The sequence below is a fragment of the Intestinimonas massiliensis (ex Afouda et al. 2020) genome (assembly GCF_001244995.1).
In the GTDB taxonomy this organism is placed as follows: Bacteria; Bacillota; Clostridia; order Oscillospirales; family Oscillospiraceae; genus Intestinimonas; species Intestinimonas massiliensis.
Genome location: NZ_LN869528.1, coordinates 601,508 through 626,040, shown reverse-complemented (window position 1 = coordinate 626,040; position 24,533 = coordinate 601,508). Strand labels below are relative to the sequence as shown.

General features: G+C 47.9%; 29 protein-coding genes and 3 pseudogenes. 4 read left to right on the top strand and 28 right to left on the bottom strand.

Features of this window, described 5'->3' with window-relative positions; all coding sequences use genetic code 11:
* Window positions 1-489 precede the first annotated feature (489 nt).
* The 12 genes and pseudogenes from BN2154_RS15105 to BN2154_RS03135 form a co-directional block, all read right to left on the bottom strand.
* The gene (locus BN2154_RS15105; protein WP_094762335.1) at window positions 490-861 is read right to left on the bottom strand and encodes a hypothetical protein; all 372 of its coding nucleotides are present in this window, start codon (window positions 859-861) and stop codon (window positions 490-492) included.
* A gap of 55 nt (window positions 862-916) precedes the next feature.
* Complete coding sequence (locus BN2154_RS03170) at window positions 917-1,117, bottom strand: helix-turn-helix domain-containing protein (RefSeq protein ID WP_050617396.1); 201 nt, start codon at window positions 1,115-1,117, stop codon at window positions 917-919.
* On the bottom strand, window positions 1,110-1,553 hold the full coding sequence (locus BN2154_RS03165) for a sigma-70 family RNA polymerase sigma factor (protein WP_050617395.1): 444 nt from the start codon (window positions 1,551-1,553) through the stop codon (window positions 1,110-1,112). The genes BN2154_RS03170 and BN2154_RS03165 overlap by 8 nt, the downstream gene beginning before the upstream one ends.
* Before the next feature lie 171 nt (window positions 1,554-1,724).
* The gene (locus BN2154_RS15665; protein ID WP_154666628.1) at window positions 1,725-2,144 is read right to left on the bottom strand and encodes a hypothetical protein; all 420 of its coding nucleotides are present in this window, start codon (window positions 2,142-2,144) and stop codon (window positions 1,725-1,727) included.
* Between the two features lie 26 nt (window positions 2,145-2,170).
* Window positions 2,171-2,788 (bottom strand): helix-turn-helix transcriptional regulator, encoded by a 618-nt coding sequence (locus tag BN2154_RS15100; RefSeq protein ID WP_094762334.1) that lies wholly within the window; start codon window positions 2,786-2,788, stop codon window positions 2,171-2,173.
* 168 nt (window positions 2,789-2,956) lie between these two features.
* A pseudogene (locus BN2154_RS15095) lies at window positions 2,957-3,085 on the bottom strand (Maff2 family mobile element protein); the annotation flags it as partial.
* Between the two features lie 2 nt (window positions 3,086-3,087).
* Window positions 3,088-3,948, bottom strand: a pseudogene (locus BN2154_RS03160) (VirD4-like conjugal transfer protein, CD1115 family); the annotation flags it as partial.
* Between the two features lie 87 nt (window positions 3,949-4,035).
* Window positions 4,036-4,443, bottom strand: a complete 408-nt coding sequence (locus BN2154_RS03155) for a hypothetical protein (RefSeq protein ID WP_438819133.1) — start codon at window positions 4,441-4,443, stop codon at window positions 4,036-4,038.
* Window positions 4,444-4,478: 35 nt separating this feature from the next.
* A complete protein-coding gene (locus BN2154_RS03150; protein WP_005924807.1) occupies window positions 4,479-4,652 on the bottom strand; it encodes a transposon-encoded TnpW family protein in 174 nt (57 codons plus the stop codon).
* Window positions 4,653-4,716: 64 nt separating this feature from the next.
* Entirely contained in the window at window positions 4,717-5,580 is an 864-nt protein-coding gene (locus BN2154_RS03145) for an ATP-binding protein (RefSeq protein WP_050617392.1), read from the bottom strand.
* The gene (locus tag BN2154_RS03140; protein ID WP_050617391.1) at window positions 5,577-6,311 is read right to left on the bottom strand and encodes a phage replisome organizer N-terminal domain-containing protein; all 735 of its coding nucleotides are present in this window, start codon (window positions 6,309-6,311) and stop codon (window positions 5,577-5,579) included. The genes BN2154_RS03145 and BN2154_RS03140 overlap by 4 nt, the downstream gene beginning before the upstream one ends.
* Window positions 6,312-6,423: 112 nt before the next feature.
* The gene (locus BN2154_RS03135) at window positions 6,424-6,822 is read right to left on the bottom strand and encodes a cysteine-rich VLP domain-containing protein (protein ID WP_050617390.1); all 399 of its coding nucleotides are present in this window, start codon (window positions 6,820-6,822) and stop codon (window positions 6,424-6,426) included.
* Window positions 6,823-6,948: 126 nt separating this feature from the next.
* On the opposite strand from BN2154_RS03135, the gene BN2154_RS03130 reads away from it, so the two are divergent.
* Window positions 6,949-7,227, top strand: a complete 279-nt coding sequence (locus BN2154_RS03130) for a type II toxin-antitoxin system RelB/DinJ family antitoxin (protein WP_005924829.1) — start codon at window positions 6,949-6,951, stop codon at window positions 7,225-7,227.
* The gene (locus tag BN2154_RS03125) at window positions 7,224-7,514 is read left to right on the top strand and encodes a type II toxin-antitoxin system YafQ family toxin (RefSeq protein ID WP_002596328.1); all 291 of its coding nucleotides are present in this window, start codon (window positions 7,224-7,226) and stop codon (window positions 7,512-7,514) included. The genes BN2154_RS03130 and BN2154_RS03125 overlap by 4 nt, the downstream gene beginning before the upstream one ends.
* 107 nt (window positions 7,515-7,621) lie before the next feature.
* Here BN2154_RS03125 and mobQ read toward each other — a convergent pair whose 3' ends face one another.
* From mobQ to BN2154_RS03065, 12 genes are all read right to left on the bottom strand, one after another.
* Window positions 7,622-9,067, bottom strand: a complete 1,446-nt coding sequence (gene mobQ, locus BN2154_RS03120; RefSeq protein WP_077138751.1) for a MobQ family relaxase — start codon at window positions 9,065-9,067, stop codon at window positions 7,622-7,624.
* A gap of 186 nt (window positions 9,068-9,253) precedes the next feature.
* Window positions 9,254-9,544, bottom strand: a complete 291-nt coding sequence (locus BN2154_RS03115) for a DUF3847 domain-containing protein (RefSeq protein ID WP_050617388.1) — start codon at window positions 9,542-9,544, stop codon at window positions 9,254-9,256.
* Window positions 9,545-9,572: 28 nt separating this feature from the next.
* The gene (locus tag BN2154_RS03110) at window positions 9,573-10,034 is read right to left on the bottom strand and encodes an RNA polymerase sigma factor (RefSeq protein WP_009296689.1); all 462 of its coding nucleotides are present in this window, start codon (window positions 10,032-10,034) and stop codon (window positions 9,573-9,575) included.
* A 10-nt stretch (window positions 10,035-10,044) separates the two neighbouring features.
* Window positions 10,045-10,497, bottom strand: a complete 453-nt coding sequence (locus tag BN2154_RS03105; RefSeq protein WP_050617387.1) for an RNA polymerase subunit sigma-24 — start codon at window positions 10,495-10,497, stop codon at window positions 10,045-10,047.
* A gap of 103 nt (window positions 10,498-10,600) precedes the next feature.
* Window positions 10,601-11,014 carry an RNA polymerase sigma factor gene (locus BN2154_RS03100; protein WP_050617386.1) on the bottom strand — a complete coding sequence of 138 codons (414 nt, stop codon included), beginning with the start codon at window positions 11,012-11,014 and terminating at the stop codon, window positions 10,601-10,603.
* Between the two features lie 477 nt (window positions 11,015-11,491).
* Window positions 11,492-11,875: a metal-dependent transcriptional regulator gene (locus BN2154_RS03095; protein ID WP_024724761.1), complete on the bottom strand. Its 384-nt coding sequence runs from the start codon at window positions 11,873-11,875 to the stop codon at window positions 11,492-11,494.
* Entirely contained in the window at window positions 11,875-13,614 is a 1,740-nt protein-coding gene (locus BN2154_RS03090) for an ABC transporter ATP-binding protein (RefSeq protein ID WP_024724762.1), read from the bottom strand. Before BN2154_RS03090 ends, BN2154_RS03095 begins: the two co-directional genes overlap by 1 nt.
* Window positions 13,611-15,350 (bottom strand): ABC transporter ATP-binding protein, encoded by a 1,740-nt coding sequence (locus BN2154_RS03085; RefSeq protein ID WP_050004281.1) that lies wholly within the window; start codon window positions 15,348-15,350, stop codon window positions 13,611-13,613. The genes BN2154_RS03090 and BN2154_RS03085 overlap by 4 nt, the downstream gene beginning before the upstream one ends.
* Window positions 15,343-16,005, bottom strand: a complete 663-nt coding sequence (locus BN2154_RS03080) for a hypothetical protein (protein WP_059004508.1) — start codon at window positions 16,003-16,005, stop codon at window positions 15,343-15,345. The genes BN2154_RS03085 and BN2154_RS03080 overlap by 8 nt, the downstream gene beginning before the upstream one ends.
* On the bottom strand, window positions 15,986-17,479 hold the full coding sequence (locus BN2154_RS03075; protein ID WP_050004279.1) for an ABC transporter ATP-binding protein: 1,494 nt from the start codon (window positions 17,477-17,479) through the stop codon (window positions 15,986-15,988). The genes BN2154_RS03080 and BN2154_RS03075 overlap by 20 nt, the downstream gene beginning before the upstream one ends.
* On the bottom strand, window positions 17,479-18,219 hold the full coding sequence (locus tag BN2154_RS03070; RefSeq protein WP_050004278.1) for an energy-coupling factor transporter transmembrane component T: 741 nt from the start codon (window positions 18,217-18,219) through the stop codon (window positions 17,479-17,481). Before BN2154_RS03070 ends, BN2154_RS03075 begins: the two co-directional genes overlap by 1 nt.
* Window positions 18,219-18,824: an MptD family putative ECF transporter S component gene (locus BN2154_RS03065; protein WP_015533385.1), complete on the bottom strand. Its 606-nt coding sequence runs from the start codon at window positions 18,822-18,824 to the stop codon at window positions 18,219-18,221. The genes BN2154_RS03070 and BN2154_RS03065 overlap by 1 nt, the downstream gene beginning before the upstream one ends.
* A gap of 294 nt (window positions 18,825-19,118) precedes the next feature.
* Between BN2154_RS03065 and BN2154_RS15090 the strand changes: the two genes are divergently transcribed.
* Window positions 19,119-20,102, top strand: a complete 984-nt coding sequence (locus tag BN2154_RS15090; protein ID WP_050004277.1) for a helix-turn-helix transcriptional regulator — start codon at window positions 19,119-19,121, stop codon at window positions 20,100-20,102.
* Window positions 20,103-20,162: 60 nt separating this feature from the next.
* Here BN2154_RS15090 and BN2154_RS03055 read toward each other — a convergent pair whose 3' ends face one another.
* From BN2154_RS03055 to BN2154_RS03040, 4 genes and pseudogenes are all read right to left on the bottom strand, one after another.
* Entirely contained in the window at window positions 20,163-20,516 is a 354-nt protein-coding gene (locus tag BN2154_RS03055) for a TnpV protein (RefSeq protein ID WP_024724768.1), read from the bottom strand.
* Between the two features lie 26 nt (window positions 20,517-20,542).
* Window positions 20,543-22,423, bottom strand: coding sequence for a recombinase family protein (locus BN2154_RS03050; protein WP_050617384.1), 1,881 nt, complete (start codon window positions 22,421-22,423; stop codon window positions 20,543-20,545).
* 90 nt (window positions 22,424-22,513) lie between these two features.
* Window positions 22,514-23,530 (bottom strand): annotated as a pseudogene (locus BN2154_RS03045) (type IV secretory system conjugative DNA transfer family protein); the annotation flags it as partial.
* The gene (locus tag BN2154_RS03040) at window positions 23,527-24,015 is read right to left on the bottom strand and encodes a PcfB family protein (RefSeq protein ID WP_050617383.1); all 489 of its coding nucleotides are present in this window, start codon (window positions 24,013-24,015) and stop codon (window positions 23,527-23,529) included. The gene BN2154_RS03040 and the pseudogene BN2154_RS03045, both read right to left, overlap by 4 nt.
* A gap of 135 nt (window positions 24,016-24,150) precedes the next feature.
* Here BN2154_RS03040 and BN2154_RS15085 point away from each other — a divergent pair, with 135 nt between their 5' ends.
* Complete coding sequence (locus BN2154_RS15085; RefSeq protein ID WP_094762332.1) at window positions 24,151-24,324, top strand: helix-turn-helix domain-containing protein; 174 nt, start codon at window positions 24,151-24,153, stop codon at window positions 24,322-24,324.
* Window positions 24,325-24,533 lie beyond the last annotated feature (209 nt).

The window sequence follows — 24,533 nt, the reverse complement described above, 5'->3', positions numbered from 1 at the left end:
CATAAGCAGGGTTTGGGGAAGGCACTCCCCAACAAGATTCCCGCAGGGGCAAAATGAGCGAAAAGCGAATTTTGGTACTGCGGTAGAATCTTGCTCTAAGAAACTGCTGGACTGCCGTTCACTTCCTACTGCCACTTTTTCGAGAAATCTATAACCAGTTTTTTATAAAAGGCGGCGGGCTGTCATTCTCCCCCTTACTCCCTACAACACCGCAAAAAGCAAAAATGACGGACTTTCCGGCAAGAACTTTTCCGGCGGCTCGGTCTTTCCCGACAATAAGGCGTTTCGGAAGCTGCATTTTGCCCGCTGTCTGAAAAAAACGGCAGCCTTTTTTGGCTTCACTGTCTAATACGGAACTTTTGGAAATTTGCCAAAAATGGGCGCAAAAAAAGCAGCAAATCTTTTTCGGATTTACTGCTTCATGTGCCGCTGCGGGGCGGCGGGATATTCAGTTTTTATGGTGGTTCAGTGTAGTAAACTGGAAGTTCATCAATTACTCTGCACTATGAAACTAACACTTCCTTTTGCTTTTTTTCCTGTTACTTCAACTGTGTATGTTCCGCTTTCATCAATTTCAACATCAAACTCATTAGATGTGGAAATTCCGTTACTTTCATAGATAGGGTCTTCCCCGTCTTTTTGAATTTTTATTGATAAGCTACCTTTATCTACTACAATTTTAGCACTAATAGTATCTCCAGCTTCAATAGTTAAATCCTGTGCGTCCGTTGTATTTAACACACTATATTCCATGATAAATTCACTATCGTTTCCAGTACGACTACCATCAAATTTTGTGCCACACGCAGTTAAAGATATAAGAAAGACTAATGTACAGACTATCAATATAATTTTTTTCATACTAACCTCCCGTTCGCATTTATTGGACTAATTTTATCATATCATCAATCCAAACTCAACGGTCAAGCCGGAACTTAAACAGGCTTTCAATCAGCTTTGTTCTGATGTAGTCCTCCATATCAGAGTTATAATAGCCGTTCATTTTGGAGAAATAGCGGATATATCCGGCATAGCGGTCAAGGACAGCCTGTATCGCTATGGGGTCGCCCTCATGTGCCTTTATTATCGTGTCATAGGGGAGAAGTCGGTCACTCATGGGACAACACCTCCATTTCCTCTCTCAGCCGCTTCAAGGCAAGCTGGATATGCCGCCCGATTGTGCTGCGTGTCCAGCCACTTTGTTCTCCGATTTCTTTCTGCGTCAAGTGCTGGAAGTAATACAAAAAGATTTCCTCCTGCGTCTGTTCCGGCAGGCGAGCAAGAGCCGCCGCAAGGGAGCAGCTATCTAAAAATATCGTCTGCCCCCGGACAGAGAACGGATAAGTTTCGCCATAGTCCGGCACTTGAAAATACTCGTCTGTGGTGCTTAGTGGGACAAACTTTTCTTCGGTCAAATATTCAAGAGAGATTTCCCGTTTCCACCTCGCCGCCAGCATACGGGCAGCGTCAAAGGACGCATGGCGAATAACAATCCGGCAATAGGTATCATGGGTATAACGGATATGTTCTTGATGGGCTTCCTGTTCGGTCATGGAAAATCCCCCTTTCTTCGATTATAGGAAAGGGCGGCAGCACTTTCTGCTGTCGCCCCTTGATTACCCACCAGCAAGGACAGTCGGGGCTGTCAACGGTGGGCGAAGCCCATTCACTTGCCGTTGACTGTCTCGACTGGGTTTGCTATCTCACATTTGAAATGTAATCTTTTAATTATTTGATAAAAATTTCTCTGGTAAGAAGTCACACTGACTGTCAGGAATACCTAAACTTTTTGCATAGTTAATCATTTCATTCCATTCATTCTTTTGTTCAGCAGAAGATATGTCAATCAATTTTCCGTGAATAGGTGATATACCTCTGGGAGATAATTTAAATATTTTAGAACGAAAGACAATAATTACCTTATTTTCATTGTAAAAAGTGATATACCATTCTTTTTTTAGCCGTGTACTCATATTTGATTGAAAATAATTGACTGTTTCCTCAATTTTTTCACTTGGGATTAGTAGAGTATATATTTTTACAAATCCCCAAAAGCGTTTTTTTATATCAATGGTTTTATAGTTATTAATTACATTAACATTTTTAAGGCTTAGATTCACTACTTCTGCACGATAATATGACATTATTTTCCCTCTCAATATATGGCACTTTATTCATTCCAATTCATCTCATTATCAGATATTCCTTGCTTTCTGCATTCATTACAAACAATGGCTTTTTCTTCTTCATTACCAATTGTGTATTTCAATATCTTATTTTTGAACACGACAAATTTTGTGTTATTGCATTTGAAATCAACAAACCAGTTTCCACCTCGACATGGGTCTGCTATTAAAACTTTTGAAGCTAACTCTGGAAAGTTAGGTACATCTGATGTAAAGAAAATGACTGTCCAGTACTTGGGCACTCCACCTGTATTCCACAATTCGATTTTATGGACACGAATGTAATCTAATAGTTTTTCATCTTCAAGGCTTTCTTTGATTAGCGCACCCTCAAATAGTTTTGCGTGTTCTTTTTTTATGGCATTATTACCGCAAGTATTAATTTCTTTTGTTCCGTTAATTGAAAGTTCGTCCTTTAATAACACATCAACCGTTACTTGAAATAAATTGCTTAATATTATCAATTTTTCTGTTTCGGGAAGTGCAATATCAGCTTCCCACTTTGAGATAGACTGTCGGCTAACATTACAAATAACGGCTAAATCTTCCTGTGAATATCCATTATCTTTTCTTAGTATTTGTATCTTTTCAGACAATTTCATGTGGCTTCCTCCTAGTCTGTTTTGATAAATTATAGCAAATCTCTAATGTTAATACTATCAACTTTCTCGTTCTTTTTAGCAACCTAAAAGTGCTTTTTAACTTAAGTTATAGATACTGGAATAGTAGGGTACTGTCAATTAAATTTTTGTGTTTCTTTACCGCACATGAGCATTGGAGGCAGGGTTGTCCTGGCCGTAACCTTCCAGAAGGTTGATGCCGCCCCATACGCACAGGCCGCCGCCCAGGGCGATGACCAGAGTCTGCAAAACGTCGATAGCGTTAGTAAAAAAGCTCATATTCACAGTTCCTTTCGTTCAGTTGAATTGTTGGGTTGAAGGTCGGTCGCTTTCAATTCGTACAGATCGAAAGGCTCGTCCGGCTTCACGATGGCCGGTCTGCGTTTCATGTACCGTTCAATGTCAAAGGTGTTTTTCTTGTCGGCGTCGGCAAGGTATTTATAGCGGGGATGCTTCGTTATATCAAACTTGTCGCTGAAAAACGGCCGCACCCCTCGAAGCTGCAAAATACACTTGCCTCCGTCCATCACCGCGATCTCGTCCTGGGTCATCAACTCCTTTCCTAATTTCTGATAGTTGAGGCCGTGGGAAATCTGGCTGCCCCGGTTCTCGGATTGATTGAAGCTGTCGATGGTCTCCTTGCCCAGCAGCTCCGAGATTTCTTTCAGGGTGGATTTCTCCTTGCCTCCCAAAAACAAGGTGGTGTCGCAGTTGCCCACAATGGTATCCGCGGCGTCCTTGTAGATGGTTTTTAACTGGCTTTGGGATTGCAAAATAATAGAAGCCGAGATTTCCCGGCTTCGGATGGTGGCGATCAGCTTGTCGAAGTTGGGTATCTGCCCGATGTTGGCGAACTCGTCCAGGAGGCACCGCACATGGACGGGCAGCCTGCCGCCGTACACATCGTCCGCCTTGTCGCAAAGGAGATTGAATAGCTGGCTTTGCAGCATGGCGATAACGAAATTGAAGGTGGTATCCGTGTCGCTCATAATGAGAAACAGCGCCGTTTTCCGGTCGCCCAGGGTGTCCAGCTCCAGTTCGTCGTCGGACATGATCTCCCGCAGCTCCGCTATATCGAAGGGGGCAAGGCGGGCGCCGCAGCTAATCAGGATGGATTTCAGGGTCTTGCCAGAGACAAATTGTCAAGGACTTTTTCATCAAATTCACAAAAAATCCACAAAAAAAGGTGCCAGAAGCACCGTATGGCTCCTGACACCTCGTTTGATAGATTACATTTTTCCGTTCAGCAGGTCTTTGCAGAGATACGCATAGTCTGGCAGCTGGTTGATATATGGCTCCCAGCGCCGCTTGATTTCGGCCAATTCCAGCGGATCGGCTGCTTCCAGTGCATGATCGTTGCCTGTCATATATAAAACATCCGTAGCAACATCATCCAAACACCTGCCGCAGAGATCGGCGGCTGATTCGATTCTGATACCGGTATCCACATAGACTGGATTGACGCTAATCGCCAGCCAGACATAGCCTACCTTGTCCGACCAGAGCAGTTCAAAATCAGGGCTTTGCCGCAGATGTTCCGCAAAGACCTCCTTTACTCGTTCAATTTCATGCTTCTCTTTTTCTGTGTAAAGCATTTTCGTGTCCTCCTTGACAAAAATTTTGGTGCGTACCATCATCAGTTTAGCACAAGGCAGCTTCGTTTATCAGTCTGTCACATCTGCTGAATTTCATTTTTGAGCATACGCTTGATTTTATCGCTCATGGTTTCTGTGCTGGTATTGCTGAAATGGACATGAACTTTGTAGGTTGTCTTTCCGATTTTCTTTACCATCGCCGGCGTGTTTTCCGGCGCTCTGGACGCAGTAGCGGCGTCTGCCACCTGCATAGTACGGGGTTCTTTGTTCATGGCGCTCCTTTCTCCGAACGGGTCTGTGACACCCGGTAAAAAATCAATCGTGCTTACTGTTTACAATGTCTTTTGCTGTCTGTCGGGTAGCACCGGCATTTTCTTCCCGGAAATTCTTCCCGTCAAAGAGAATCGGCGCACACCGTTCCAAAATACGATCATAGATACGGGCGTGAGCCAGATCAGGTGGGTTTTTCAGCTCGGACAGTTTCAAGTTTGTTGTAATAATCATGGGCCTGCGGCTGCGGTAGCGGCTGTCAATGACGAAAAACATCTGCTCCATCGCATACTCGGTATTGCGCTCCACACCCAAATCGTCAATGATGAGCAGGTCGTACTCGTCAAAGCTGGCGATAAAGTCGGCCCTGTCCTCGGAGAACATCCCTGTCAGGCGATTCAGAATGGTGGGAAAGTTCGTCATCAGCACCGGCACATCCCGGTCAAGCAGGGCGTTGGCAATACAACCGGCGAAAAAAGACTTGCCGGTTCCCACATCCCCGAACAACAGCAGGCCGGTGTTGTTTTTATATGCCTCCTTCCAATTTTCCACATAGGCGCGGGCCTTGTCCATCAATGGGTTTTGCCCGTTATCATTGGAAAATGTGTAGTCGTACAGATAACGGTCTTGCAGGCCCTGTGCCTTTCGGCGTTTGATACGCTCCATGCGGCGCTGCCGTTCCTCGGCGGCCTTGCGCTGCTCCTCAGCCTCCCGCTGGCACTGGCAGATGCAGCGCGGCATAAAGTAGCCGGGTTTCCCAAAGCATGGCACAACGGTCTGCCTCTGGCCGCCGCACTTTTTACAGTGAATGAGGCCGTCTGCCGGGTCTATGTACTCGTCCCCGGCCAGTTCCATACCGGCGGCTGCCTTGTCGATCAGCGCCCGGATTTCTGCGGTAATCTCAATCATACGGTTTCATCCTCCTTTACGCTGTAATCCCGGTTGCGAGAGGGCGGGGCTGCTTTCTTCGCGTCCTCACCGGCCCAGCGCCGGATGGTCGCTGCATGGCTCTGATAACGCTTGCCGGTAGAAGCCATGTACTCGGACAGTTTTTCGATGTACTGACCCCATACGGTGGGAAAGCTGGCCTGCAAGTCTGCCATTTCCTCGTCCGTCAGGAAAACATTTTGGTAACGGCCATAGGCGCGGGCGGAGTGTCCCTTCTCTATCTCTCTCTTTATCTCTATCTCTTTCTCTAACTCTATCTCTATCTCTGGTGGACGAATGTCGGACAAATGTCCGCCGTTTGTCCGGGGCGCAGAAAGAGCCTTATTTTGGAGCCTCGCAGCCCGCTTTCGCTCAGCCTCGGTAGAGGACTGGCCGATTAAAAGTTCGATGTTGCTCATGTAGAATGTGCCGCTGTCCAGCACCTCCACAAGACCCAGCTTCAAAAAGATCTGCAAAGCTCTCTCAACAGTGCCGATCTGCTGGCGGGTAATGGTGGCGATCATCTGCGCCGTGTAAGGAATGTCCTCGTCAAGTTGAAGCCGTCCACCATGTTTCAGCGATTTCAGATACAGCTTGAGCAGAATGTTGGAATACAGCACACCATCCTGCATACTTTCCAGCAGCACGATGGAATCATCGTCAAAATAGTTTTCTTTGAGTTTCAGGTAATAATATTTTCGATTGTCTGACATAGGGTTCCTCCTTGGGGTTCTCTTGGGATTCTGTACGCATTTTAAGGCTATTTTAGTGGGCAGAGGATAAATCTATCAGACTGCCTTTGACACCCCCGAAAAAAACCTTGATTTACAAGGGTTTTTCATCCCCTAAAGCGTGACATTTCTCCCGTTGTTTCCGCTTGCGCTTTGCGGCGTTGATCCGCTTCATGCGTGCGGCACATTCCGGGCAGTATTTGGCTCGGTTGGAACCGGGGGTAAACAGTGCCTTACATACGGAGCATTTCTTAGCATTCAGCCGGTGGAACAGCGCCGTTTCCAGTTCCTTATCCTGCGGCAATACCGCCGCCCGAAACCACCTGCACAACAGGGAGTAGGAAATAGACTGGACACAGACACATTCCTCCCCATCGTCCAGGGCGATACAGTTTCCGTCGATGTAGTTACAGCACTCATGCACCAGCCTCCGCGCTCTGCGATACTGGCGGTAATCCATGACAGGGATAGGTTCAGTCTTGTTGTTCTTCATAAATGATTTCTTTCATAAAGCCGGTAACCTCCTTGAATGAATTTATTGTTAAATATTCGTGCAAAGTATTGTTTTCTTCGTGCAAATGGCATATACTATAATTGCCAGCAGAAAGGGGTTGATCGTATGGCTGGAAATACCACAAACATCAGTATCCGCATGGACGCAGATTTGAAAGCGCAGGCGGACGCACTGTTTACTGAACTTGGCATGAACCTGACTACGGCGTTTAACATCTTTGTGCGCCAGTCGCTTCGTGAAGGCGGCATTCCCTTTGAAGTAAGGCTGGAACAGCCGAACAAAGAAACGGTTGCTGCCATGCTGGAAGCGGAAAGGATTGCAAAAGACCCGTCTGTAAAGGGCTATAATGACCTTGACGAGTTGTTTGCTGACCTGAAAAGATGAAAGAAACCAAATATACCGTCAAGTACACGACCAGTTTCAAAAAGGACTACAAACGAGCCATAAAGCGTGGCTTGAAGATTGAGCTGTTGGAGCAGGTCGTAGCATTGCTGGCGATGGGCGAACCGCTGCCAGATAAGAACCGTGACCATGACCTGTCCGGCGATTGGGCAGGCCATCGGGAATGTCACATTCTCCCGGACTGGCTGCTTGTCTACCGCATAGAAGATGATGTTCTGGTGCTGACGCTGGCCCGCACCGGCACACACAGCGACTTGTTCGGCAAATAAACAGTCTGCCGCCGTATGGGGAAACCTGTACGGCGGTTTTTCTGTATGCAAAGGTATGTCGTGAAACGCGACGCACCTAAAAGGGGTACGCCAAAACGCGGTAGACTTTACCGCTCCGGCCCACGGTCGTGAGACTTGTCCCTTTCCTGTCGGGACAGCTGCTCGGCGGTTTTGCGGAGCCGTTCCACTGCTTTCAAATCCTCCCTCATGGATTTCATGGCAAGCGTGTCCGTCTGCTTTCCAGCGGCCAGCTGGTCAATTTCCAGCTGCCATGCCTTTGGGGTGATTGCCTCGCCGCTGTCTTTCAGTTCTTTCAGATACCGGGCCGCTGCGTCATACAGAATCAGTTCCCGGCTGTGGCGCTGTTCAAACTGTTCCCATTTTTCCGGCTTTACTTTGGCAAGCTGCTTGTGGATGGACTTGTACTGGTTGTACTGTTCCCACATCTCCCCGCGCTCGGTAAGGGTAGTGATCCGGCGCTCGGCCTTGACGATCTTTCCGCGCAGGTCATAGTAACGGCTGTTCATATCAGCGATTTTTTCATGAAGCTGCTGCATAGACTGGATGCCGTTTGCCTGCAAAAAGCTGAATAGTGCAGCGCTTTCCTGCAAAGCCCGGATTTTGCCGGTGCGGGTGCGGGGAGCGTCCAACTGCTGCTGGGCCTCCCACAAAGCTGTCAAGCTGCTTTGCTGTGTTTGTGGTTTTTCCGTTTCGGCTTTCGACCAGCGATAAAGACGGGTAATGCGGGCTTTGATTTCTTTCAGCAGCTTATTGTCGGCGGCGATCTGCCGGTTTACTTCGCCCTTGTCGGTGCGGATGCCGCGCTTTTCCATTTGGCTGGCAGCTGGCCCCAGATGGACAGAGGGAATCTTATCAATGCCCTGCCGCTTGTAGCTGCGGTGATCTACCAGGGCGGGCTGACCGGCAGCCTCCAATGCCCGGTTGGTATAAGCCGCCCACGCTGCCCGCCAAATCTCCACATTTTCTTTATCGTTCCAGTCGGTCGTATCCTCTCTGTGATTTTTCCAGCCGCCTTTCCCATCCGGGATACGCTGTCCATTCTCGTCCAGATCGTATGCCTTGCGGCACTTTGCACCCCACTGTCCATTTTCTTTCAGAGGCCGGAGCGTCAGCATGATATGGACATGAGGGTTGCCGGTTCCCTTGTCATGGATAGCAAAGTCAGCACACATTCCTTTGTCTACAAAGTTGTCCTTCACATAGGCACGCACAAGGGCAAGCTGCTGTTCGCCGGACAGTTCACGGGGCAGGGCTGCTTCAATCTCGCGGGCAAGCTGGCTGTCCCTTGCTTTCTCGATTTGCTCCACGCTGTTCCAGAGGATAGATCGGTCTGCAAATTCCGGCGGCGCGTGGGCAGGCAGCATGATCTCCGCATGGACAATGCCGCCTTTCCGGGTGTAGTCGTGGGTCATTCCGTCCCATTCATTTGTCAGCTTGGTTCCGCTGCGGTAAGCAGCTGCGGCAACGGCAGAACGGCCTGCGCTGCGCTTTATGATACTGACGGGGATATGACAGAAATCTATGGGGAACACCTCCTTTCAGTGAGGGGATAACAGGCTCTGTGGAGCCGGACAAACGCAAAGCGGGTGTTTGGCTGCGCAGAGCGCACAAGGGGTTTGGGGAGTGTAGCGCCCCATCGCGGACGAAGTACGCAACGCCCCCGGCAGGGCGCACAGCACCGGCAACGGTGTATAAGTGCGCCCTTGTAAACAAGGGACTTACGGCTTGTCCCCGGATTTCGGCAGTTTTGCGGCCAGTTCTGCCGCCCCCGGAAGATGGGACAGGGCAATCAGGAACGCTTTGACCTCTACGCCGGGAAGGTCGGGGGCCAGAGGGAAAATGCCCTCCAAAACGGCCCCACGCTCAATCAGGCGGCGGGTGCGGGCCTTGCGTTCCTCGTTGCGCTGCTTGTTCTCCAAAATCTTCTTTCGGCTTTCAAGCTGCCGAATCTCCTTCAGGACTTTCTCCCGTTCTTCTTTTTGGGGGCGGGCTGTAATTTTTTCGTTCATGTCAGGCACCTCTTTTCTTTGAAAATACTCATAGATTGACCGTCCATTTCTGTCGAGCAAAGTACCGGCGTAGCCTCCGCAGTGCGGCATGGATGGATTTTCCCGCCTGTGATGGCGTGATACCCTCCATTGCGGCAATATCTTTCACTTTCATACCCAGCATATAGCGGGCGTGAACACGGCGAGCCTGCATAGGCGGCAGGGAGGAAATGGCTTCGTACAATCGCCGTATCAATTCTTCGTATTCGGCTAATTCTTCTTTTTCTATCAGGTAGTCCTCCGGCGATGGCTGCGCCCAGCCGATGGCGGCATTTTCGATTCCATCGTTACAATCGAGGGAATAAAACGCCTTATACCGGAACATCTTGCGATCTCTGGCGGCCTCGGCTCTCTTGTCCAGAAGAAACGCTTCGACGATCTCATCGGACACCTCCACAAAAATGTCCTCTTTGCAAAATGGATAATATTGTTTGAGATTGATGGTCTGCATAGGCACGCCCTCACTCTGTTTGAAAAAGGCCATCATAAAAGCGGCGCATATTCCGCAGCCCCCGGCGGATGGCAACGCTGACCTTGCTGCTGTGGACACCCTCTATCCGAGAGATTTCCGGCTGCTTGATACCGGCAATGTAGTAGGCGTGAACACGGCGGGCCTGTGTCGGAGTGGCATGAGCCAGAGCCACCGGCAGAGCTGCAATCAGGTATAGGCGGGTGGTCTTTTCTTCTCGTTCCAGCAAAATATCTTCCGGCGATCTGCTGTGTTCCAGTGCGTAATTTTCCAGCCAGCTGTATGCGTCCAGAGAGTAGTAGGCGCGGTGGTAGACTTTCCGGCGCTCATAATTCTCCATCTCCCGCTGGGCCTGATACATCGCTGCCCATACCTTGTCTGTAACATCCACAAACTCGTCATGCCGGTAGTGGGGATACATCCACCGCAGATTGATTGTTTTCATAGGCTTACCTCCTGAAAATCGGAGAGGCGGGCAGCTTGTCCGCTGTCCGCCCCTCGCTGAGATAAGGGAAATAATCCCTTTCACTTGGTAGCCCGAAAACAGGTCATTCGTTAAGCCTGTTCTCAGAGAAATTTATAAATTTTTTTCTGACCGCCTCCACACTTTGATAAACAGCCACTTTGGAGCAGCCGCACAGCACACCGATCTCTGCAAGGCTCAGCCCGTCAAGCGCATAGAGCAGGAACCGGCGGCGCTGGGCCTCGGTACAGGTGTCCAGAACAGCCATCAGCTCATGCAGCGTTTCCATGCGGCAAAGGTGTTCCTCCGGCGTTTCGCCGTAGACCCCTACACCCTCGGTGGTAATGATGTACTCGTCAAACTCCCGGCCATCCCAATGCCGCCGCTGTTCATGGAAGAGGTTCTCCGTTTTATGATCGGCCCGGTCAAGAAATTCATAGACTTCCAGCGTAACCTCCACGGCCACAGCTTGTCCGTTATAATTGATGGTAACTTCCATCTGCCTTTCCTCCATTCAGATTTTTTTAGTAAATCTGAATGGGGCGGCGGGGAGCGGCACCGGGGCCAGGGTTCGGGCCATGCTGGCCCGATGTTCCGGCTCCATAGGGACAAAAAAGCGCCCGGACAGCAAAAAGCTATTCGAGCGCAAAAACTCCAATATTCACTTACAGAATGACAATTTTCGCACCGGCTACCAGACGGGGCCTGTTCGTTGACTGGGCTTTTTTTGACGGTAGTGAAATATCGTCTGAATTTGTCGGCGGTCAATGTGCTTCATGGCGGTTCCCTCCTAAAGCCGCCGTGTCAGCGTGTAGTCGTCACTCCTTTGTTGAGGGCATAAGGAACGGCGGCCTTGATGTTACTCAAAACCGCCGCAGTACCCGGAAAATCCATTATGGGCGCACGAAGCTGCCTGCCCTGCAACGGTTTTTTTCTTTCCCCGTCTTGCGGGGCAGGATCGCTTGTCTTATTTGGTTTAGGTTTGTTCCTGTTCGGCTGCCTCTTTCAGCCGTGAAAAGCTCTCATCGCTGATGATGTGTTCAATCCGGCAGGCGTCAGCCTCCGCAGTCCTGGGGTCAACGCCTGCGGCGATAAGCTGCTCGGTAAAGAAGCAGTGACGCTCGTAGATTTTTTCGGCTACCTCGCGGCCCACATCGGTCAGATGGAGAAAGTGATCTTCGTCCATAGTGAGAAAGCCGCCGTCCCGCAAGATAGCCACTGCATGGCACACGCTGGGCTTTGACACCTCCATGTGCCGGGCCACATCTACGGAGCGTACCATACCGCGTTTCTTTTGGAGAACAAGGATGGTTTCCAGGTAGTCCTCCCCGGACGCATGAAGTTTGTTCTTGCTGCTCATTATGCCAGCTTCCAGTTTTTAATAGATTTCTCTTTTTCCCACATAGTTTGATAAAGCGGCACGGTCTGCAACAGTTCTTCATGTTTCCCACAGCCTTGCAATATGCCGTCAGATAGGACAAGTATCTGATCTGAATTTTGGATATAGGACAAAGTGTGTGATACAAGGAACACCGTCTTGCCCTTAATCATTTCTTCTATGCCCTTCTGTATTGCTACGGCATTTTCGGCATCCAGACTGGACAGCGCCTCATCTAAAAGAATGATCGGGGAATCTTTCAAAATTGCCCTCGCAATAGCGACGCGCTGACGCTCTCCACCGGAAAGGCTTGCGCCGCCCTCGCTGATAACCGTTTGATAGCCCTGTGGGAGCTTTTCTATAAATTCGTGACAGTGAGCCTTTTTTGCCGCCTCTACCACCTGCTCGTCCGTTGCGCTCTGGTTTCCCATTCGGATATTATTCATCATGGTATCCTGAAAAAGATATACTTCCTGAAAAACGACACTCACATGACGCACCAGATCACTATGCTTTAATGTTGCCGCATCTTTCCAATTCAACAGAATCCGCCCGTTTTTCGGCGTCACGAATCCCGGAATTAAATTAAGGAGAGTGGATTTGCCGCTTCCAGAAGGACCCACCAATGCAGTGATCGTTCCGGGTTTAGCTGAAAAACTTACATGACTAACTGCGTCACGCTTTCCATCATAGCTAAACGATACATTTTCAAACCGTACATCGGCTTGTGTATCTGCAAACTGTGTAGTTCCCTGTTTTTCATTTTCGGTCGGCAGGTTGTTGATTTCTGCTATATTATCCAACGATGCGTTTGCAAGATTCATCATGGCAAAGGAACCCATCAGAGCTTCCAGCGGACGGTAAAAAATAATACCCATGATTGCAAAAAACAAATAGGTTGCCGGGGCTAATGAACCAGAACGAACCATTGCAATGCCAACACCCAAACTCAAAAACAGGCCCAGATTCAGGCAGATTTTATAACCCATGCTCCAATTCGTCAGCGTCGCTTCATAACGGTCAGAAGCCGTGCAATATCCGTTCACCTGCTTCTCCACGAGCTTACCGGATTGCTCCAGCCGGTATGCCTTGATCGTTTCCATGCCCTGTACATATTCCAGCGTGGAATCAATCATTGCCACCTGCGTATTTTTCTTCTGCTCTCCCAGTTGAACCATGCTCTTTTGAAACTGCTGGTAGAGGATATAGCCGGGGATGATCCCCGCAAACAGAAGAAGCGCCATACGCCAGTCCACACTAAGCAGCATCAGAGCAAATACAACCGTCATGATCATGCTGGAAACGAAACCGGCAATAATCTCCATGATATTCATTTCCACGAAACTTAAATCAGTTGTAAACAAAGATGTAAGCTGGCTGATCTTGTCTTTTGTAAAGTAGTAGAGCGGAAACTGTTTGATTTTCGCCGCAATCGAAAGACGTTCATCCCGCATCATGGCATAAGATACCGGGCGCTGTTTTGCAATCGTAAAGTAATAAAAAACAAAATGCAGGACAGTATAGACCAGAAACATAAGGCTATACTGCATCAGTTTTTCCTTTGTAAACGAGCCGCCCAAAATATCTTTTATCGCAAGGAACAGCATGAAATATATCGCGCCCTCACAAATTGAGGTCAACGCCTGAAACAGCCACGCAAGATAAAGCTGCTTTTTGCGCTCGCCTGCAAGGTCTAAGAATTTCCTTATCATAGCAATCATGCGTTTACACCTCCCATTTTCCATTGATCGGATTGTTCAAAGGCCGCCCACATATCCTGATACGGGGAGCAACGGTTTATCAATTCATCATGTGTGCCGCAGTCAATCACTTTGCCCTGTTCCAGAACCACAATCGAATCAGCTTCCTTGATACTGGAAAGACGGTGCGCTATTACAAGTACGGTTTTTCCCTCTGATAATTTAGCTAGCGCCTTTTGCAGTAAATCTTCATTGTCGGCATCAATGTAAGCCGTTGCCTCGTCAAGAATCACGACCGGCGCATTTTTCAGAATCGCCCTTGCCAATGTGATTCTCTGTTTTTCACCGCCGCTCAACTTGGTTTCCTTGTCTATCACTGTGTCATAGCCCTTTGGAAGCCGCATAATAAAGTCGTGACATACGGCATCCTTGGCTGCCTGCATCATTTCTTCCTCCGTGGCCTCTGGGTTTCCCATCATAATGTTATCCCGGATGCTCTTTTTGAACAGGAACGTATTCTGGGTCACAAAGGAAATCTGGGACATCAGATCGGATAGCGGAATCTGGTTCAGCGGTACGCCGCCCATACAAATCTGTCCCTCGGTTATATCCCAAAACCGGCAGATCAGGCTGGCCGCTGTACTTTTGCCGCTGCCGGAAACACCGGCGAGCGCCGTTACTTTTCCGTCAGGAACAGTAAATGAGACATCTTTTAATACCGGCTGTTCTTCCCCATAGGAAAATGTAACGTGTTCAAACGCAATCGTGTGGTCGGCAAGTTCTGCCTTTGAGGTCGTATCCGCCATTTCATCCAGCTTCAGAATTTCGTCTATCTTTTTTGCAACAGAGGCGTTCATGCCGATATAATCAAAGTTATTAGAAACAGTTTCCAACGGAATCAGCATGGCAAGCCCCATAAACAGATACATAATATAGCTGGCCGCTGTCACGCTGCCGGAGAGGTACATCAAACCGGCAAGCGGAAACAGGAACACAAGGTTGCTGTTTAAGTCGGTATGATTGAAAGCAACATATTTCAAGCAGCTTTGGAACCACTCTGTTACAACGGTGCTGTAAGTGCGGATGCTTTCTGACAGGCGGCCATAAGTGGATTCGTCGGCAGCAAATATCTTCAGTTCTTTCATACCGTTGACATATTCCACCGTCTTAACGCTGACATCGGCAAACGCCTGATTAAATTCGTCCATTTTTTTCATCTGAACGATAATCATAAGAATACCGACAAGAATAAACAGAACGACCGGAATCAGCATGATACCGGCTACCCTGATGTCCAATATCACCAGCAGGATTTCCATACACAGCGGTACAGCGAGGCCGGAAATAATCTCTGGAATGTTATGGGCGTAAAATGTCTCCAACTGTTCCATATTGTCCATAATGATCGTTTTGACCTGCCCGGATGCCGTTGTTTTCACATAGCCCATTGGTAAGCGGGCAATTTTACGGAACAGCTTTTTACGGGTTTCCCCCAATGTCTGGTAGGCTACCTTGTGAGAGATTTTTGTGCCGGTTCCAAACAGCAGATGTTTCAAAATGATTGCTGCGGCAATCAGGCACACATATTGAAAAAGGTTCTCTGTCCGTTCATCCAGGAAACAGGTCACAATACCCCAAACGCCTAAATAGGGCAGGATGCCGCACAAAACAGACAGGACGCAACAGATCACCGCACCAATCAGGCGGCGCTTATTTCTCTTATCAATTAGTCCAAACAGGGCTTTTACATCACTCATTACAATTCATCTCCTCCTTGCGGAATAGTGAAATTCCAAAATCTGTCCGATACTCCATTTTGCCAACCAGGTATAGCAATAGTTCCATGACTTTAATACGCATAAGGTAATTGCGGTACTGTTCCGGCAGCAAGAGCAGTTCGGTAAAAATATGCTCCACACTTTTTGTTGCGGGTGCTATAAAGCATCCGCCCGCTGTAAAAAGTCCTTGAAAATCCATGTCCTCGTCAAACGCGATTGTCCCCAGCATGATATTCAGGCTGTTTATGATCTGCGGCAGATAAGCCACCACTGAAACACCAACAAAAGGTTCTTCTCCAAAATCACAGCTTTTCAGGTGGCTTGCACCATTGAAAACAGAAATATAATGGTCGCTCATAATCATCTCCGGCTGGTCGCTGAACAGCATATTCACTCGCCCATGAAAGCAATAGGTGACTTCAATAAAACGATCTATACATTGGATATTTTTTTGAATTGGAGTTGTGATATGAACATTGCTATAAACAATTTCAGCACCAGGCATCACTTCAAAGCTCTGCATGGTGCCTTTCCCAAATTTGGGAGAAATTGTATATATCTTTGAATCCTTTTCAACGGAACAGTTACCAATCAGCTCATGGAAGAACAGGAGGTCATTTTCCATTCTCCTCAAGGTTCTGCCTCCTTTCTGACCGCAAGAAAAAATCATGTAGTCGATGCAGATTGTCGGGGGAAAGTGGGTAATCTTCCTGCTGTTTTCCGTTATCTAAATGAATCACTCTTGTACAGGCTGCCGCTAAAAATTCGTAATCATGGGTTACAACAAAAATTACCTTTCCCATTTTGGAAAGCGTTTGAAATAACCCCGCAACCTGAATCATGCTGTCATAATCAAGTCCGCTAGTTGGTTCATCAAAAATTAAAACATCCTTACGGCATACCATACTGACCGCCACGGCTGCACGCTGCTTCTGCCCCCCGGAAAGTGTATTGGGATGATGAGTACGGTACTCATAAATACCCAGCCGTTCCATTGCCTGTTTTGCTGCATCCAGATCAGGATGTTTAATTCCAAATACACATTCCTTTTCCAATGTATCGGCAAATAACTGATAGCTTACGTCCTGCATCACCATATAGGAGCGTTTTAACCGGCTCTTTGCGTTCAGTTCTTTACCATCCCAAAGAATTTGTCCCGTACAGTTTGTGTGCAGGCCGCATAGTGTTCTGGAAAATGTAGATTTCCCGGCTCCGTTATGGCCGATAATTCCTATGATTTCTCCCGGTGCCGCACTCAAATTCAAATCGTCCAGAACCAGTTTTTTCTTATAGAACAAGGATAAGTTCCTGACTTCCAAAATCGGCTTTTGAGAATTTTCAGCAAAGGCCCTTGGCTGTACCTTTGACAAATCTAAAGCGCGAAGTCCCATACTATGCCGCTGTTCTTCAGGAATAGAAAGAAACTGGCTTGGAGAAAACACAGCAGATATAGCCCCGTTTTCCATATACGCAATGCGGTCAACTAATTCCCTCAGATAATAAATCCTATGTTCTGCAATTAGAATGGTCTTGCCTTGTTTCTTTAGGAGTTCAAGTGTACGCCGCAAATCCTCAATAGCATCCATATCCAGATTGGACGATGGTTCATCTAACAAGTAAATACTCGGAGACATAGCATAGATGGACGCAAACGCCACCTTTTGTTTTTCACCGCCAGACAATTCAAATATGCTTCTCCCCGTCAGATGTGCTATATCTAAATCCGCAACTGTCTTTGAAATGCGTTCTTTCATTTTTTCCCTTGGATAAGTCAGATTTTCCATTCCAAAGGAGATTTCACTGTCTGTATCTACATTAAAAAATTGAGAGCGTGGATTTTGGAATACAGACCCCACATACTCGGACACTTCATATATGGGATAATCCTGTATATTTTTACCGTCAACATAGGTTGTTCCGGTGACTTCTCCCGGATAAAAGTATGGAATCAGGCCATTCACAAGACGGGTCAATGTGGTTTTCCCACAGCCGCTTCGCCCACACAACAGCACACACTCGCCTTTGTTGATTGTCAAATCAACATCGCGCAGTCCGCCATTTTGTAATGATTCCTGATAGGTAAAAGAAACCTTGTCAAAACGGATCATTAGCCTGCACCCCCTTTCAATTTCAGCCAGATTGACACTGACATAAACAAAGTGAACAGGATAAAGCATACGGCATCCGCAACACTAAAGTGGATTTCCTGCAAGCAGGTTCGGGGCTTCGGATTTTCCAGCCCCCTTGTAACAGCCGCCGCCGACAATTCATCCGCCACTTTCAGTGCTGACATCATCATCGGAACATAGATACATTCCACTGTTCGGGCCGGATGGGTCAGCAGACTTTTGACGGTTGGAGCTACATCGCGCATCCGCATGGCGTCGCTGATATAGCCCCAATCCTCATGCACCATAGGAAAATAGCGGAGCATGACCGTCAGAGGAATAACCATTGCTTTTGGCATATGAATACGGTTCATGGCCGCCATAAATTCATTTACCCTTGTCGTGCTGACTAAAATACCTCCGAGCATGGCACAAGGAAAGATTTTACGGATAAATACGGTAAATGTTACAATCGCAATCTGCAAAGTCCCTGTCAAATAATTTGTTCCAATGATATGCAGAACAACCATTCCCGCATAGACAGCAGCCATTCTTACCGTAAACCGCTTTGCTCCTACAAGGATGCCGAGAATCACAACGCATACAACCAGCGCAATCTCATAGAGTAAAGAGGGCGCAAGGAACAACGCAACATTTCCGACGATCAACAGATATAGTTTTGTGCGAGGGTCTAAATGTAATGTGGCAAGTGTGTCTTTTGTTTGCAGTTGCATCTCCATTACACTACTCCGGCCTTTTCAAAATGCTTTTTCAATAGTTTCTGGCCTACAAGACCGCTGATAGCAGCACAGATCAACACGCCGATAATCATTGCCGGGAGCATCCAGTTTTGCGCGGTTGAAACCATTGTGTCCATATAGGTCTGTTCTGTTCCCTTTTCTACCAAATATTGCACATAGGCGTCGCGGTCAAACCAAAGCATACCGTAGGAGAAAACTGGGCTGAGAACAAAAATCATGTAGGACAACAGGTTACGCCCTTTGTTTCTAAAGTTCCCGGAACCGGCCAGCAGATCGGCCACAACGCCGAGAATACAATATGCCAAACACATAGACCAGTACATACCGAGTACGAACAGTACACCTCCTACCAAAATACCGGTGACAATGATTGGGCCATGCTTCGGCACCTTCGCCAGTATCAGCATATAAACCGGGCCGCACAGCAGCGCAATAGACAGCGGGCAAAGGAAAGTCAGTACAGGGAAGAACCCAAAGATAGCCTCGCCAATCATGGCGCATACCATGTACAAAGCAGCAAGGATGCCGGTGGTAATCAAATCACGCACAGACAGCCCTTTTTTCATTTGTTGTGAATTAGACATTTTCAACGTCCTCCTATTTATTATTTGCTGGCAGAAGCCTCATTGACCTACGCACAAAATCGTGATAGAATTGCTGTGATTAGAGTCAGCTAACCAGCCAGTAATGTCATTCTACTCAGTGATTTTTTGGGTGTCAAATCCGGCAAAAAAGGTCAAAACAGGAGTTAAAAGTGGAAAAACAACCGGATATATCAGTGCTTTTTGTGGTTTTGCTGACAGCCTTTGCGACATTTTGGAGCATAAAAAAAGATACTGCGGATTATTCCGACTACATAAGAAACGGGGGTGAGCAGGATGCAGACCGATTCTACACAGGCCGCGCACGAATTAGGGGATGCTTCTTTTTATCTGCATGATTATCATTTTCGACAGGATAATCATAATGGAATCTGCACCTTGCAGCCGCAAAACAGACAAGGCTATGGAAATATCTATCAGGTTCAACCGACAGATGGATTATTCCTGTCAACCGGAAGCTGGATACCATACGCCTCAATGGAACGCAAATATGAGATCAATCAAAAGCTGGTGAAAATTTATTATTTGGAATCCGGCGGTGTTACCCTGATCCAGAATGGGCGGAAAGCCCAACCTATCACAGAGGGAATCCACCTTTATCTAAATAAGCCGTCACAGGGGCGAGTATTATATCAACCCAATATACCAATCAGCTATGCGTCAGTTTTGCTGTTTGAAGATTACATAGAGAAAAATCTGCAAGACCGTTTTACCCCGGACGATTTTGACTATGCAGAGGTTTATGATTGGAAAGCTTTTGATTATAATACCCCGGAAATTGGAACCCTGTTTTTGCAGATACGGGATAAACTGATTGCTGGCGAAACCTCCCGTCTTTACTACGAAAGCAAAGTAGGTGAACTGCTTTCTATTGTGGCAGGCAACTTTCATAAACAGCGACAGGAGATAGCATCTAAACACCAGTCTCTTTCCAAACAAGAGAAAAAGGCGCTGGAATCTGTACGTCTGGCTATTGAACAGAATATTTTAAACCCACCAGAACTCTCGCAGCTTTGCAAAATAGCAGCAATGGGGCAGACCAAACTTCGAGAATCATTCAAAGCCATGTATGGTGTTCCTATTGGGGCTTATATCCGACAGGCAAAAATGCGGTATGCGCTTTTATTGATGTCAAAACCGAATTTGACAATCGGCAATATTGCAGAGCATTTGGGCTATGCCAATGCAAGTAAATTTGCGGCCACTTTCCGTAAAGTTTATGGAAAATCCCCAGAAGAATATAGGAATCAAAAAAGATGAAGTCAGTCTATTTACACTAACTTCGTCTTTTTGATTATATTGTAATTTATTGTTAGGGAATCAGTCGTTAATCAATTCTGCTAATATGATTTCTTCTGCCTGCGCTTTCAGCGTGTTCATCAGCCCCATCCAGCGCATAGGGTCACAGGCTTTCAGTTCCTCCGTGACACCCGCAACTTCCATCATGTGAGGCAACATGGTTTCCACACGCCCCTGTGCTGTCCGCTCAATCTCTAACAGGTGTGGATACAGCTTCTCGCTCATCAGCAGATGGTTGTAGAGAATGGGGCGATGTTCCTTTAGGTAGGATTTTCGCATTCTGCCGTACTTGCCGATAGAAGTTTCCGGCTGTTCAGAAAGTTTTAGGTTGGGTATATCATAATCTCCACAACGAATGTAAGTCAACTTACTCATATTCATTCTCCTTTGCTTCGTGATGATTAGACTGCTGCGCTGGCTGCTATGCTGCCTTTGCGTGGTTCTTCTTTCGGCAGCTGTCCGACAGTAGAAAAAACGCCTTTTTTCATATCCTCAGCCCGGATCAGGGCTTTCTTAGCGTCCATTTCCGCTTTTTTCTTCGCCTTGATTTTGTCCTCATACTGTTTCTGTGCGCCGCTGGCTTTCCGCTTCAAATAATTCTGATGAAGCCTGTCCTTGCGTTCTTCTTTTTTCTGCAGTTCTTCCTGTTCCTCCGGGGTTAAAGGAACCGGCTGTAAGGATGGTGGGATATAGCGTCCTAAAAAATTGAAGTAGATTTCAATTTCCTGCGTGGTGTCCTGGCTGCCTTTTCGGGCGCGTTCGTGGACAAGGATTTTCTCTACAAACTCGTTGAGCATGGTGTTTGTCAGCGTGTCAAAATTCTCATACTTATCAATCAGGGCTATAAATTTCTCTGCGGATTTCTGGCTCTGCTCATAGCCGGTAACAGCCTTTTCCAGCTCCGCAATTTCAATCTCAAGTGCGTCCTGCTCTTTGGCATACTGTGCATCAAGCGCCCTATATCGTGCATCCGACAGCTTGCCGAGGGCATTGTCCTCATAGATTTTGCAAATCAGTTTTTCCAGTTCTCCGGTTCTCTTTTGAGCAGCAGCCAGACGCCTGCGCTTTTTCGATATATCGGCACTCTGTTGAGCAACCTGCGTTTCCTGAACGGTGTGAATAAATTCCGTCCGGTCATTTCTGGAATATTCAGCGATAGCCCGGAGCGTGTCAGAAACCAATGTCAGAACAGCACTCTCATTGATACGGTGTTGTGTAGGGCATAGTGTCCCACACGGAACTTTGGTATAATTGGAACAGGTATATTGAGAAATCCGCCTGCCATTGTTGATGCGGTGGACATACATCTTGCCGCCACAATCGGCACAATAGAGCAAACCTGTGAGGGGAGCCGCTTCGCCCCAGCCGTTTGGATAACGCCGTACATTGCTGCGGATTTTCTGCGCCAAATCAAAGGTCTGCTGGTCGATAATGGCTTCATGGGTATTCTCAAAGATCGTCCATTCATCCTCAGAAACATAGTGGCTTTTCTTGTCCTTAAAGTGCTTGCGGGTCTTGAAATTGATGGTATGCCCTAAATACTCTCGTTTTTTCAAAATGTTCACGATGGTAGATGATCCCCATCCATAGGGGTCTTTGACCGGCTTTGAACGGTTCACACCTTCGTTGAATCGGGCAAGGTGTACGACAGGAATTTCAATCCGGTCTGCGGACAACTTGCAAGCGATCTGATAAGGCCCATATCCCTCCAGCGTGAGGGAAAAGATACGGCGTACCACTTCGGTGGCTTCCTCATCTACCAGCCAATGTTCCCGCTTTTCATCCCACAAGTAGCCGTAAATCACGGTGCCTGTCAGGTGCTTACCGCTCATGCCTTTTGACTTAAACACAGATCGGATTTTCCGGCTGGTGTCGCGGGCGTAAAACTCATTCATGATATTGCGGAAGGGCGTAAAATCATCGTCGCCTTTCAGACTGTCCACGCCATCGTTGATGGCAATTAACCGTACGCCGCGCTGCCGCAAAATCTCCATGACCTGGCCGACTTTCAGATAGTCACGCCCTAACCGGCTCATGTCCTTGATGACGATTGCCTCTACACGCCCTGCCTCCACTTCCTCCATCATCGCCAAAAATCCGGGGCGGTCAAAACGGGTGCCTGAGATACCATCATCGGTAAAGTGCGTAGGGTTGGGCAGCCCATTCCGGCGGGCAAAATCCTCTAACATCTGCTTTTGGTTGGATATGGAATTGCTCTCGCCCTGTAACTCATCGTCCCGGCTCAGGCGCTCGTACAGTGGGGTAATTTTTTCATTTCTCATGGCTGTACCTCCTGATACAAAAATGCTCTAAGTAATTGCTTCACTAACCATGACAAAATCATGATTAAGAAGTCACTTAGAGCATATATCACCGGCGGCCAGCTTGAATTTGCGGTACTGCTTCACGGCGAAGTGGTCCGGGTGTTCTTTCTCCAACTTGGCAAAGAGCAGGTCAACGGGGCTTTGAAATTCCTCGTCGTCCTCTCTGGCCTCCGATGCGTTGATGAGCTCCAGTAGCGTGAGGAAGTTCTTTTCTTCCGACTCCGCCTCGTACCAGATGTACCCGATCAGGGCGCAGTACAAAAGGCGCTCGGCCTTCACCCAAAAATCCTCCGAGGATTTTTCCCCGTCGCCTTTGGTGTTGGCGATAATGACATTGACCAACTTCAAAATATCCTTTTCGCTGCGGATGTAGGCGAAGGGGTTGTATTTCATGCTCTTTTTGAAGTTGATGGTGTTGAGGACCTTGATGCGGTATGGCTCATAGATGACCCTCCCGCGGGCGTCCCGCATGGGCTTTCCGTTCTCGTCCAGCTTGGGGGCGCCCCGCCGCAGCATGGTCCCCACCTCGGACAAAAGCTGTCCTTTGGGATCGGTGACCACATAGCTGCTGTGCATCTGCATCAGGGAGGGTTTGACGAAGAAACGGGTCTTGCCACTGCCGCTGCCGCCGATGACCAGGATGTTTTTGTTTCGGGCGTACTTGGGATTTTTCGGGCGGCTGGACATGGTGAGCTTTTCCGTCTGGGTCAGCGGGATATTCCAGTCAGGGACCGGATCGACATAGGGGGCAATATCTGCCGCCGTGCCCCATCGGGCGCTGCCGTACTCAATGCCCTTGCGGTATTTGCGGGCGTTTTTTCCTTTGGCATACACCGCCAGCCGGACGACGACCGCCCCGGCGATGCCCACCAGCAGGTCCAGGGGATGCAGGCTTGGCGCCGCATAAGAAAACGCCTCCGTAAAGCCCTGGCTCAAATGCAGGAACTTTTCAGAGGCGTCAAGGCCGGGCGCAAGGCGCACCGCCTGGCATAGCTTATCAAAGAGATACACGAACAGCAGATACGGGAGGTTAGGGAGCAGTTTCTTTTTCCAGTCAACCGTCATAACTCCACACCCCGGCCTTTGGTCTTGACCTTCTCCCGCTGGCGGTGCTGGGCTTTGGCCTGCTGTTTCGCCTGGTCCAGTTCCTTGCGGATGGAGGGCTTTTTCTCTTTCTCCAGGTTCTTTGCGGAGAACTCCCGGAAGGCCGCCGTGATGACGTCGGCATCCCGCCCCTTGAAAAACACCAGGTAGCGGGGTATCTCGCCGCTGGTGTCCTTTTTCAGAGCAAAGTCAATGCCGTACTTCTTGGCGGTGGCAGAAAAGGCCCGAATGTTCTGGTCGGTGATCTCGATGTTGGAAACGCCGGTGTTGTGCTTCATAAGCTGCCGGAGGGTCTGCTTGCCGTGGTGCAGCTTCGTCTTGTGGCCGGTCACTCCTTTTTGCATCTCATCCAGCACCTTTTTCATGGCCTGTTGCAGCATCCCAGCGGAGAGCTTGGTGGTCTCCACACAGAGGGCAACGGTGCGCTGGGTGACTTCTTCCTGCATAAGTAATTACCTCCTTTGTGGCTTGAAATATGCATAGTCCATACAGTTTGTTGAGCTTGAATATAGATAATTCCGTTGCTTTTGTTCGGAATTGCGTATATAATAAGGGTGCTAATTCAATCATGAGGTGTTATGATGGAATACTTGACAGCAAAAGAAACTGCACAAAAATGGGGAATTTCAGAACGTCGAGTTCAAGTTCTCTGTGAGCAAGGGCGAATAACAGGTGTGCAGAGACTTGGAAAATCATGGGCGATTCCTAGTGGTGCAGAAAAGCCAATTGATAAGCGACTCAAGAAAAATCAATGACAGCAATGGATGATTACTATTGCATAGTGCCAGGGATTATTGAGAATATCGGTAAAAAGCGATCCTGAAACTGAATTAGCGTTTTTGTTGCAAAAAATAAACTCGTTATGCGTTGCTTCATCTAAAATGTTGCTGAACGAATAATGGTCTTGACCCAGTACGCATTTTTCGATGCGTCGAATTCTGAACTTACCCAAGGATTCTAAAAT

Bases quoted from the DNA above. Each gene is read 5' to 3' on its own strand.
- BN2154_RS15100 (WP_094762334.1), bottom strand. From the start codon at position 2,788: ATGAAATTGTCTGAAAAGATACAAATACTAAGAAAAGATAATGGATAT.
- BN2154_RS03040 (WP_050617383.1), bottom strand. From the start codon at position 24,015: ATGCAGGAAGAAGTCACCCAGCGCACCGTTGCCCTCTGTGTGGAGACC.
- BN2154_RS03085 (WP_050004281.1), bottom strand. From the start codon at position 15,350: ATGAGTGATGTAAAAGCCCTGTTTGGACTAATTGATAAGAGAAATAAG.
- BN2154_RS15090 (WP_050004277.1), top strand. From the start codon at position 19,119: ATGCAGACCGATTCTACACAGGCCGCGCACGAATTAGGGGATGCTTCT.
- BN2154_RS03130 (WP_005924829.1), top strand. From the start codon at position 6,949: ATGGCTGGAAATACCACAAACATCAGTATCCGCATGGACGCAGATTTG.
- BN2154_RS03170 (WP_050617396.1), bottom strand. From the start codon at position 1,117: ATGAGTGACCGACTTCTCCCCTATGACACGATAATAAAGGCACATGAG.
- BN2154_RS03100 (WP_050617386.1), bottom strand. From the start codon at position 11,014: ATGGAAGTTACCATCAATTATAACGGACAAGCTGTGGCCGTGGAGGTT.
- BN2154_RS03075 (WP_050004279.1), bottom strand. From the start codon at position 17,479: ATGATCCGTTTTGACAAGGTTTCTTTTACCTATCAGGAATCATTACAA.
- BN2154_RS03055 (WP_024724768.1), bottom strand. From the start codon at position 20,516: ATGAGTAAGTTGACTTACATTCGTTGTGGAGATTATGATATACCCAAC.
- BN2154_RS03110 (WP_009296689.1), bottom strand. From the start codon at position 10,034: ATGCAGACCATCAATCTCAAACAATATTATCCATTTTGCAAAGAGGAC.
- BN2154_RS03135 (WP_050617390.1), bottom strand. From the start codon at position 6,822: ATGAAGAACAACAAGACTGAACCTATCCCTGTCATGGATTACCGCCAG.
- BN2154_RS03095 (WP_024724761.1), bottom strand. From the start codon at position 11,875: ATGAGCAGCAAGAACAAACTTCATGCGTCCGGGGAGGACTACCTGGAA.
- BN2154_RS15105 (WP_094762335.1), bottom strand. From the start codon at position 861: ATGAAAAAAATTATATTGATAGTCTGTACATTAGTCTTTCTTATATCT.
- BN2154_RS03140 (WP_050617391.1), bottom strand. From the start codon at position 6,311: ATGTCAGACAATCGAAAATATTATTACCTGAAACTCAAAGAAAACTAT.
- BN2154_RS03065 (WP_015533385.1), bottom strand. From the start codon at position 18,824: ATGTCTAATTCACAACAAATGAAAAAAGGGCTGTCTGTGCGTGATTTG.
- BN2154_RS03050 (WP_050617384.1), bottom strand. From the start codon at position 22,423: ATGAGAAATGAAAAAATTACCCCACTGTACGAGCGCCTGAGCCGGGAC.
- BN2154_RS15665 (WP_154666628.1), bottom strand. From the start codon at position 2,144: ATGTCATATTATCGTGCAGAAGTAGTGAATCTAAGCCTTAAAAATGTT.
- BN2154_RS03105 (WP_050617387.1), bottom strand. From the start codon at position 10,497: ATGAAAACAATCAATCTGCGGTGGATGTATCCCCACTACCGGCATGAC.
- BN2154_RS03150 (WP_005924807.1), bottom strand. From the start codon at position 4,652: ATGCAGGTGGCAGACGCCGCTACTGCGTCCAGAGCGCCGGAAAACACG.
- BN2154_RS03145 (WP_050617392.1), bottom strand. From the start codon at position 5,580: ATGATTGAGATTACCGCAGAAATCCGGGCGCTGATCGACAAGGCAGCC.
- BN2154_RS03090 (WP_024724762.1), bottom strand. From the start codon at position 13,614: ATGATTGCTATGATAAGGAAATTCTTAGACCTTGCAGGCGAGCGCAAA.
- BN2154_RS03070 (WP_050004278.1), bottom strand. From the start codon at position 18,219: ATGGAGATGCAACTGCAAACAAAAGACACACTTGCCACATTACATTTA.
- BN2154_RS03125 (WP_002596328.1), top strand. From the start codon at position 7,224: ATGAAAGAAACCAAATATACCGTCAAGTACACGACCAGTTTCAAAAAG.
- BN2154_RS15085 (WP_094762332.1), top strand. From the start codon at position 24,151: ATGGAATACTTGACAGCAAAAGAAACTGCACAAAAATGGGGAATTTCA.
- BN2154_RS03115 (WP_050617388.1), bottom strand. From the start codon at position 9,544: ATGAACGAAAAAATTACAGCCCGCCCCCAAAAAGAAGAACGGGAGAAA.
- BN2154_RS03155 (WP_438819133.1), bottom strand. From the start codon at position 4,443: ATGATGGTACGCACCAAAATTTTTGTCAAGGAGGACACGAAAATGCTT.
- BN2154_RS03165 (WP_050617395.1), bottom strand. From the start codon at position 1,553: ATGACCGAACAGGAAGCCCATCAAGAACATATCCGTTATACCCATGAT.